This window comes from Candidatus Omnitrophota bacterium (assembly GCA_013791745.1).
Classification (GTDB): domain Bacteria; phylum CG03; class CG03; order CG03; family CG03; genus CG03.
Map to the genome: position 1 here is coordinate 1 of VMTH01000074.1, position 9,683 is coordinate 9,683.

Genomic DNA, 9,683 nt, shown 5'->3' on the forward strand with positions numbered 1-9,683 from the left:
CATCTCATGTACAAGTGTCTGACTCTGGCTGATTCTCAATAGCTCGCGCGCAACTTTTTCTTTATTTTTCACTGCCTGATTCTCCCTTTATTGTATTTCCACGCCGCCATATTTCTCGCGAAATTCGCTGAATGATGGATAACTCCTATGGTTCTCAGATATAACAGGCGTTATACCTTCCAGCTTCCAGTCGATATTAAGTTCCTTATCGTTCCATGCTATACCCGCGCCGTGCTCACTCGAATAATAGTTATCTGACATTATAAACATGTCGCATCCGTCGCTAAGGGACACACAGCCGTGACCGAAGCCGCGCTCAACGTAAATGCAAGAAGTCTTTTCTTCCGAAAGTTCACAGGATTCCCATAAACCGAAAGTCTCCGAATTTTTTCTTAAATCCACAACCACCCAAAGCATACTTCCTCTAATAATCCTTATTAATTTACGCTCGGTAAACGGAGGGAACTGTATATGAATGCCCCTTAAAGTTCCTTTTTTATCCGTGCGGGAATAACTCTCCTGTGCCCATACCGTGTTAAGAGATAATCTTTTAAACTCCTTTTCATCATACAGTCGTACCAGCATACCTCTTTCGTCTATACATGGTTCGTTTATAACTTCATACAGGCCGCTCAACTTTTTCTTTTCTACTCTCATTATCTATTATTCCTTTTCATTGCCAGAAGCATAAGGGCATAATGCCCCCTGATTGTTTTCATCCTGCATAATTTCACTATTTCAAAACCGCAACTATGAAGAAGAATGCTCATGCTACCCGGACTAAAAAACCAAAGGTGGCAGGAATTGAATATATCATCACCACATGGCCTGTGCCTGAAACACAAACTATCCGGAACCTCTATAAAAAGCAGTGAATTTTTTTTCATATCTCCGGACAAATCTTTCAGCATTTTTCAGGATTCTTCATGTGCTCAAGGGCGTAGTTAAGTGAGATGAGATCAAACTTATACCTGAATTTCCCCGGCTTGTAAGATTCCTGAACCAAAGGAATACCGAGTTTCCTGAGAAAAATGCTTCCTTTATTTGGATCTATTACATAAGATTTCCAGTTCTTGTCACGAAATTCATAAGCGAATACTCCCGAACCGCCGCCAATATCAAGCATCTTAAAGGGAGCCTTCCCTTTCTTCAACACTCCATCCTTCCATATGTTCGATATGCTTTTTTTAATCCAATCAATCCTGAATTTAGTCTCCGAACCTTTTGCCGGGAGCGAAATAATTTTTTTAAACCTTTCTTCTGGCGTCTCTTTTCTCCAAGAAGAAGCTGTACTCCTGTAAGCAAGTGTATATATACTATCCAGTATCTTTGTATCCCTTGAATATAGCGAATAGTAGAATCCGCAGCGGGTACAGCAAACCCATTTCCTGAAGTAGCCTTTCCCGGGCTTCACTCCTACGGATAACTCATATTTGTCCGGTTTCTTATAGCAAAATATCTGTTTGCTGCTTGCGCACCCGCAAATCTGACATTTTATCTTACCTTCATTCATATTTTTTATTCCGAAAGCACTTCGTTAAGTTTCATCAAGCCTGTTTTCAAATCAACTTCCGGACGCCATTTCAACACTTCCTTCGCTTTCCGGTTCGACACATTCCTTATGTTCGGGCTGTCAGGGTTCGTCTCGGTGACTTTTACATCTTTTCCGAGAACGCTCTTTGACGTCTCTATCACATCGCCCAGCGTAATCAGTCCGTCGACCTGCAGATTCAGTACATTAAATCCATCCAATCCTATTGCTTTGATTATTCCCGATACAATATCACTCACGTAAATAAAGCAGCGGCCGGTTTTTCTCGAACCGGTTTTTACTTCCTCTTTTGTTTTAACCATGTTGAAAATAGACTCCACCGCCGACCAATTCTGCTTGCGGGCGCCGTAAATGATTCCAAAACGAAGTATTGTCACGGGACAGAAACCGTGATTATATTTCTGTCTAAGATTCTGTTCGCTTACAAGTTTTGAAAGCGCATATTCGGAATCAAGCAGCGTAATGTCTATGGATGTTTCTTCGTCCTTTACTTCATCTTCCGCGAATGAACCATAAACCCATTCGGTAGAAGCGAATATAAACTGCTTTGCTTTTCTTTTCTCGGCGGCATCTATCATATTAAGTGTCGCCATCACGTTTGTATTGAAGCATTCATACCCCTTATTCTTACAGTCGGGGTCTCTGGACAGAGCAGCGAGGTGTATAACAGCGTCGGTATTTTCGGGAATCAGGTCAGCTATATCTTTCGACCCTATGTCAGCTTTTCTGTAATTTGCCGCAGAACCATCCGCAATATCTACAGCTACGTAATCCAAGTTATCTTTGCCACAACGTGCCATAAGAGCTCCACCTATAAACCCGCCGGCGCCTGTAATAAATAGTTTCATTTTCAGTCTCCTCCCGCTACCGTGAATGTCTCTCCGGTTATAAAGCTGCCGCATTCGGACGCCAGATACAATACCATTCTGGCGATATCGATCGGCTTCCCCGATCTCTTCAACGGAATAAGTTCTATCCTCTGCTTAAACAGCTTTTCATTATATCCCTTAATCTTTTCATGCATCTGAGTAGCTATAAGGCCGCACCTGATGGAATTCACAAGGATATTATACTTGGCTCCTTCGCGGGCAAAACCCAGCGTAAGGTTTTCCAAAGCGGCTTTTGAGGCAGTATAATGCACGCTCCTCGCGCTCCCCCCGTACTTTACGTTTGCCGAACTGATGTTAATTATCCTTCCTCCGTCATTTCTTTTCATATTCATAAATGCGGCTGCCGAAAGATAATATGGGGCTTTAACATTTAAGTCAAAGGTATAGTCCCATGATTTTTCAGCCAATTTAGAAAAATGCTCATAATCATAAATTGCTCCCGCATTATTAACAAGAACATCTATACGTCCGTACTTTTTAACAAAGTTTCCGACGAGAGTATTTCTGCTTTCTGGCTTTTGAAGGTCGCCCTGAAACAGTTCAATCCTGATGCCTTTTTTCTTTATTTCTTCCGCAAGCCGAACAGCATTCTTTTTAGCGCTGCAATAATGTATCCCCAGACAGGCGCCGTAAGAAGCAAAAAGCCTCGCAATGCCTGCTCCTATACCGCCGCTAGCACCCGTAATCAAGACTTTTTTGTCCTTTATATCTTTAAATTCCGACATTATTTTTCCTTAATTTCTTTCAGCGTGAGTTTTTTCAGGAAACCCTTGGGGCTGGAAGTTATTCTTAGTCTGTTATACCGCGGATCGATCACAAACTGCTTGTTTTTTCCGGTGAACTCCTCAATTGCCTTAAGCGGGTTGTCCTCTTTCCACTCCGGTTTTCCATCAGGAATGTTCCATGCCCATTCCCGAGCGCCGTCCATCGTCACTATATAACTTCCGGGAGTCACCATTCCACTATACATGGCAAGCTCCTTCAGAACATGTTCTTTAGAGTGGTTTGAATCAAGCACAACCATAACTTTATCAGTATCCTTTATATATTTCTTGACCTCAATAATAGCCCTCTCCGAAACAGAACTCTCTTCAATCATCTCTATCCTGTGTTTCATAGGGTGTTTATCAAGAGCCGCCCGGTTGTGTTTGCGTATTTCGACATCGACACCTATAACTCTCCCTTTTCCTATCAGTTCGAACAGCGAGGCATAAAAAACCAGAGAACCGCCATGCGCAATGCCACATTCAACAATAATATCGGGGCGTTCCTTCCAGATAAGCTCTTGCATCATCATTATGTCTTCGGGAAACTGGATTATAGGTATGCCCATCCATTTAACGTCATGAGTAAGCTTGTACTGCGCATAGAGTTTTACCCATAGTTTACTGACAAGCTCAAGCCCTTCCTCAGAGTACACATCAACGGTCGTTGTCTCTTCCCCTTCAACCAGTGTTATTTTTGCGTCATTACTCATCTTACCTCCGTATTATAAAGCATCATGCTGGTCACCGACATAGATTATCTTGCTGCCCTGCGGTTCAAACATGAAAGGAGATTCCTTCAAGTCGGACAAAACCGCTCGGACTTCGTCCTGTTTACATTCCTCGCAATATAGCAAAAGAAATCCTCCGGCGCCCGCGCCCAGTATCTTTCCGCCAAGAGCCCCGGCTTCTCTGGCCTTCTGGTAGTATTCATTTATCTGGTCCGTGGTTACACCTTTTGCCAGCTTTGTCTTGATGAGCCAGCCTTCGTGCAGTATCTCACCAAATCTGCTCAAATCATTATTTATAAGACAACAACGCAGATCTTTTGCCAATCCGACAATCTGGTTAAGATAATCAATATTGGATGATGCATTTTTATCCTGTTCTTCAAGAATATCCGAGGAAACTCTTGAAATACCTGTGTAGAAGAGCATTAGTTTACTGTTTAATAATTCCCTGGTATCTCTTTTATATATAATCGGATCGACAAACACGGTCTCATCCTTGTTGAACTGTATATAGCTCAGCCCACCGTATGCAACTGCATACTGATCCTGCTTGCCGATAGGATTTTTCAGTATATCAATTTCTATCTTGCATGCTTCCCTGGCCAGTTTTGCGGCTGATACGTGCACTCCCTTGTAGGCATAAAGCGCGTTAAGAACACCTACCGCAAGACTGCTTGATGACCCCAACCCTATACCGGCAGAGCCAAGCGGAATATCTCCCATATAAACAACTTCTACTCCTTTCTCTATCCCAACAACCTTCAGAGCTTCCCTGATTATGTTATGTTCCACTTTGTCTATATGGTCCACCATCTCGGTCTTTGAATAGCTAACCCTTATTAAATCATCAAATTTTTTGTTAACGGTTATGTAAATATACTTGTTGATTGCGGCACTAACAACTGCTCCGAAGCCTGTACTGTAATACGACGCTAAATCCGAACCGCCGCCCGCAAAACTCGCCCTTAATGGTGTCCTTGAAATTATCACATTGCCTCCAATTCGCTTAGATAGTTCTTTATTCCTTTTCTTATATCAATTTCCGGTCTCCATCCCAGAGCATTGACCGTTTTAGTTATGTCCGCCCGGAAATTTATTTCCTGTTTTTTCCTCAATGATTTTCTTCGCAGTTGTTTTGAAAAATCATCCGTTCCACTGATATATTTTTCAGATATTCTGCATATATCCAGAACTCTTTCTGTTTTTCCCGTACCAAGATTATAAATACCCGGCTCAATCTTTTTTTTCACAGCGATTGCAAATGCCCTGGCAATATCTCGCACGTCAATAAAATCGTTCGCATTCAGCGGATTTCTTATATCCGGGCACTTGCCTTTTTTCAAGGAAGCCGTTAACTCCGGAATAAGAGCTCCTTTGCGTTGACCGAAGCCATACACATAAAAAAGACGGAACCAGACAAGGTCAATACCTCTCTCCCCGCAAGCTGTTTTCGCATAGTTATGCAGAGAATTCTTGGCCCATGAAAAAAAAGAAGTTATATTAACGGCATCTCCTTCCCTGCATATTCCTTTAATCTTCCCATATTCCCAACAACTTCCGCTTACTATAAGTTTGCTGCAATTTGTCTCATTGCTGATAAAATCAACCAGCTTTATGGAATTATCTAAATTCCGTTTGCTGATCTCTTTCGAGTAATCCGGAATACCCTCCCAGGCAAGATGAATACAAGTATTCGGATTAAAAAGTTTTATAATTTTTCCGAATCTTTTTATGTCTTTCAGATTCCCTGTCACTATTTTCTGATCATATACCGAAAGAATTTTTTGTTCTTTTTTGTCCTTTGCTAAAAACATCAGTTTATTTGAACTTTGAAGCAGAGTTTTAACAACATTTCTGCCTATGAAACCCGATGCTCCTGTTATAAAAATACGTTTCATTTATTTCCTTTGGAATACGAGCCCGCAGATGGATTGAAATCCGGATAAATACTATCCTTCTCCGATATTACTTCCGGCGTTGTCGGCCACTTAAACTTGAAAAATGGATCATTGTAACGGATTCCCTTTTCCGCACCCGGATTGAAGAATTCGCTGTGGTGATAATACATCCATGTGTTCTCCTTTAAAGTCAGCCAGGCATTAGCGCAACCATGCGGCAAATAAAGACTCTTTCTGTTTTCTTCTGACAAATCAAATGATATCCATTTCAGATATGTCTCTGATTCCGGCCTTAAGTCAACAAGAATATCATATACACCGCCCTTAAAACATGAAATAATCTTTGCCTCGCCATAAGGATATATCTGGTAATGGAACCCCCTCAAAGTACCTTTGCGAATATTTTCAGACACATTGCACTGTCTTACGCAAAAATCAATATCATGTTCCCTGAATTCATTTTCGCAGAAATGTCTTCTGAAAGTTCCCCTATGATCGACAAACAGATCCGGCTCTATAATGAATACTCCCCTAATACTCTGTTCTGTAAATTTAAGTTTTTCGTCCATTATTTACAACCTTTTATCAAAACCGGTTTTTTAGGAAAAGGGACAAGATAGTCGCCTTTATACCCGTTCTTACTGCATTCCGCTATTATCTCATCCCTGAAATTCCAGGCAAGTATAAATATGAGAGACGGTTTCATCCGAAATCCATTTTTGAAAGAAACTATAGGCAACGCTGACCCGGGCGCATAGAGCCCCTGCTTCAGTTTGTTGTTATCTATAATCGCTTTCATGTGCGAACGGTTGAAACCGCAGAAATTAAGATAAGTCGAACTCCTGGCGGAAGCTCCAAAACCTATGACGGTCTTACCTTTGAATTTCTTCATTATGCTGCGGGATTCCTTCCGATGGCGTTTTGCGCGGTCGGCAAATTTTGCCCACGACAAAAAGTTATTCACGGCATTCCTCTTTTCCCCTGCCTCAAGTTTTCTATACTCGGGGCTTTTCTTTTTAACCCTTTTAGAAAAATAAATTACAAAAGAGCCGCCGCTAATGGGACTGATGTCTATGTGATATGGTTTGAGACCATGCATTTTCAAAAGGTATGTCATGGATTTTATTGAAAAGAAACAAAGGTGCTCGTGATATATTGAATCATAATGAAGTTCCTTGAGTATCTTCCCCGATTCGTGAAATTCAATTATTCCAGTGCCTTCAGGCGACAGGCATTCATAAATTCCCTCAATAACTTCATGCAACTCGCTGACATGCGGGATTACATTTCTGGCGATTAGTGCCTTTGGCTTTCCTAATTTGGATACAATAAATTCGGCGCATTCCATATCCCAATATTTATTGACGGTATTGACCCCCGAACGGTTAGCCATTGCGGCAATATTAGCGGCGGGTTCTACTCCGAGAACATTATATCCTTTTTTAATGAACGGTTTTAGAAATGTCCCGTCGTTGGATGCAATTTCCACAACAATATCGCCCTTCCTGAGTCCGGCGGTTTTGACCGTTCTTTTAAAAAATGTCTCAGAATATTTTTGGGCAGTGGCTGAGGTGCCTGTCACCCATACATATCTGTCGAAAAGAACCTCTTTTCTGACCGTTTCCTTAAGTTGAACCAACGAACATTTCGGACAAAAAGCTATTGTCAGTGGATATTTCTTTTCATTATTATCTACTTTTTTATTCAGCGAATTGGCAAGAGGCTGTCTTCCCAACGCAAGAATAGTTTTGATTTCTCCGTATCCGCACACCCTGCATTTTCTTATACTTTTATATTCTTTAACCAAACTCATTTGAACCACCGCAACTTATCATTAATTTTATTTTCTGACATAAGATGGTTTATTTGCTGGAGCCTATTACAACATCTCCCCCTGAACTGTTCTTCGGTAAAATTAATCTTTTTAAAAAAATCAACAAGTTCTCTACCACCCCTGTCCAGATCCCATTCGGGCTTAAAATAATCTTTCAATACACTCAATATCTTTTTAAAACTCACCTTATATGTTCTGGCATCTGATCCATGCTCACCTGTAAATACAAGCTTGCTTCCCGATACCGCCCTTTGCGCGGCTTCCGCGATATCCCTTACTGTATAATTGCCATTCTTTATTCCGACATTGAAAGCCTGTCCGGCAATCAGTTCCTCCGGAGCCTCTATTCCCGCAATAAATGCGGAAGAAACATCCCTTATGTGTACAATGGGGCGCCAGGGGGTCCCATCACTCTTTATCTCTATCTTACCAGTCGTATATGCGCAGGCCGTAAGATTATTGAATACAATATCACAGCGAAGCCGGGGACTCACTCCGAAGACCGTTGATGGCCTGAAACATACCGTGATAAAATCCTTTGAGCACATTTTCTTTAGCTCACATTCGGCATCCCACTTTGTGCTCGCATATGCTGTAAGCGGGTTTTTTTCACTGTTATCTTCATCCAGCTCACTGCAAGTATTGGATATACCATACATGCTCTGAGATGATGAATAGATAAACCTCTTTACTCCCGCTTTTCTTGCGCTGCGGGCTATATTAACCGTGCCTTGAAAATTAATCTCTTCCGTCAACCCGGGAGCGAGTTCACCCAAGGGGTCGTTTGAAAGAGCGGCAAGATGAATTACCGCATCTATGCCCTCAAAATCGGATGATTCTGCGTCCCTGATATCCTTAGTTATCTGCTCTATCCGCGGACTGACGTTATAAAGTGCACACTCTGAATAATACCCCGTATCAAGACCTTTGACAACATACCCCCTGTCTAACAGAATATCCGTCAACACCGAGCCTATGTAACCCAGATTACCGGTAACTAGAACATTCATCCCGTACTCCTTAAAATAGCCATGCCGCGAATAATTAATACAATATCCGGCAACATTCTCAACTTATTTTATCCCCTATCGCGGAAAGCAGTATCCCGTGCACCGCTTCAACAATATTATATTCTTCGCTGTCAATCCAGATATTGACGGCCCCCATACTGCTCAAAGGGTTATCGTGTTTAAAACCTGTCAGGGTTAGCACGGGAAGATTTAACTGCCGGGCTTTTTTTGCCGCGTTTATCATATTTGCCGACCGGCCGCTGCTGCTGATAAGAATCACAGCATCCCCTTCTTCAGCATAAAACTCAAGCGCCTTTGCCACCCACATCTCGTAACCGTAATCATTGGAAAAACAGGTGATGAGATCCGCATCGTTGAAATTTACCGTCCTTACGCCGGCATTCTTAGTCATATCAACAGAAATGTGACTTGCAATCGCCGCGCTTGCTCCGTTGCCGGCTATTATTACCTTTTTATCCGCACGCTTCACCCCGGCAAGGATATCTGCCGCTTCACCAAGCAGCCTGATATCCACTTCCCCCAGATTTTTACTTATACGCTTAAAATAATCTTTAAAATAACTCATATCATTGCTCCCCTGTTAAATAATATCTTCGGTATCGGCTTAAAACCTTCTTCTGCCGAGGCGTCCTCAAAACTCTTCAGGCTCTCACTATCCGTTATATAATAGTATTGCCTGTCTGTCACATAGGCTATAAGCTGCTTTTCAGCAATCAGCGGAGGAAGCATATCTTCTTCAAAAGAAATATTACTATTAATTCTCGGATTAATTGCGGTTTTATCTACTATAAAATATCCTATATCTACTCCATTCATACTAAGAGACTTTCGGCTCTTGTCATATTTCTTTACTATATTGTCATCTCCCACTTCCACGTTGTTTTCTTTGCCGTATTCCGCTGTACCATCAATGTTACTGAAGACTGTAGTTGAAACCTTAACTTTTTTTCTAGTATATAAGTCAAGCATCTTATCAATTTCGA

At 41.7% G+C, this 9,683-nt stretch carries 13 protein-coding genes; all 13 read right to left on the reverse strand.

Annotated features, from left to right (window positions below):
- Window positions 1-87 precede the first annotated feature (87 nt).
- Genes FP827_03430 through FP827_03490 form a run of 13 tightly spaced genes read right to left on the reverse strand, consistent with a single transcriptional unit; the run spans window position 88 to window position 9,669 of the window.
- A complete protein-coding gene (locus FP827_03430; GenBank protein MBA3052125.1) occupies window positions 88-657 on the reverse strand; it encodes a dTDP-4-keto-6-deoxy-D-glucose epimerase in 570 nt (189 codons plus the stop codon).
- Window positions 657-887: a hypothetical protein gene (locus FP827_03435; GenBank protein MBA3052126.1), complete on the reverse strand. Its 231-nt coding sequence runs from the start codon at window positions 885-887 to the stop codon at window positions 657-659. Before FP827_03435 ends, FP827_03430 begins: the two co-directional genes overlap by 1 nt.
- Window positions 888-904: 17 nt before the next feature.
- Window positions 905-1,513 carry a class I SAM-dependent methyltransferase gene (locus tag FP827_03440; protein MBA3052127.1) on the reverse strand — a complete coding sequence of 203 codons (609 nt, stop codon included), beginning with the start codon at window positions 1,511-1,513 and terminating at the stop codon, window positions 905-907.
- Window positions 1,514-1,518: 5 nt separating this feature from the next.
- Entirely contained in the window at window positions 1,519-2,454 is a 936-nt protein-coding gene (locus tag FP827_03445; GenBank protein ID MBA3052128.1) for an NAD(P)-dependent oxidoreductase, read from the reverse strand.
- Complete coding sequence (locus FP827_03450) at window positions 2,403-3,167, reverse strand: SDR family oxidoreductase (GenBank protein ID MBA3052129.1); 765 nt, start codon at window positions 3,165-3,167, stop codon at window positions 2,403-2,405. The genes FP827_03445 and FP827_03450 overlap by 52 nt, the downstream gene beginning before the upstream one ends.
- Window positions 3,167-3,919 carry a hydroxylase gene (locus FP827_03455; GenBank protein MBA3052130.1) on the reverse strand — a complete coding sequence of 251 codons (753 nt, stop codon included), beginning with the start codon at window positions 3,917-3,919 and terminating at the stop codon, window positions 3,167-3,169. The genes FP827_03450 and FP827_03455 overlap by 1 nt, the downstream gene beginning before the upstream one ends.
- Window positions 3,920-3,931: 12 nt before the next feature.
- Entirely contained in the window at window positions 3,932-4,927 is a 996-nt protein-coding gene (locus FP827_03460; protein ID MBA3052131.1) for a GHMP kinase, read from the reverse strand.
- Complete coding sequence (locus tag FP827_03465) at window positions 4,924-5,835, reverse strand: NAD(P)-dependent oxidoreductase (GenBank protein ID MBA3052132.1); 912 nt, start codon at window positions 5,833-5,835, stop codon at window positions 4,924-4,926. Before FP827_03465 ends, FP827_03460 begins: the two co-directional genes overlap by 4 nt.
- Entirely contained in the window at window positions 5,832-6,404 is a 573-nt protein-coding gene (locus tag FP827_03470) for a dTDP-4-keto-6-deoxy-D-glucose epimerase (GenBank protein MBA3052133.1), read from the reverse strand. Before FP827_03470 ends, FP827_03465 begins: the two co-directional genes overlap by 4 nt.
- Window positions 6,404-7,648 (reverse strand): class I SAM-dependent methyltransferase, encoded by a 1,245-nt coding sequence (locus FP827_03475; GenBank protein MBA3052134.1) that lies wholly within the window; start codon window positions 7,646-7,648, stop codon window positions 6,404-6,406. Before FP827_03475 ends, FP827_03470 begins: the two co-directional genes overlap by 1 nt.
- Window positions 7,645-8,679 carry an NAD(P)-dependent oxidoreductase gene (locus FP827_03480; protein ID MBA3052135.1) on the reverse strand — a complete coding sequence of 345 codons (1,035 nt, stop codon included), beginning with the start codon at window positions 8,677-8,679 and terminating at the stop codon, window positions 7,645-7,647. The genes FP827_03475 and FP827_03480 overlap by 4 nt, the downstream gene beginning before the upstream one ends.
- 58 nt (window positions 8,680-8,737) lie before the next feature.
- Window positions 8,738-9,265: an SIS domain-containing protein gene (locus tag FP827_03485; protein ID MBA3052136.1), complete on the reverse strand. Its 528-nt coding sequence runs from the start codon at window positions 9,263-9,265 to the stop codon at window positions 8,738-8,740.
- On the reverse strand, window positions 9,262-9,669 hold the full coding sequence (locus FP827_03490) for a hypothetical protein (protein ID MBA3052137.1): 408 nt from the start codon (window positions 9,667-9,669) through the stop codon (window positions 9,262-9,264). Before FP827_03490 ends, FP827_03485 begins: the two co-directional genes overlap by 4 nt.
- Window positions 9,670-9,683: the final 14 nt, after the last annotated feature.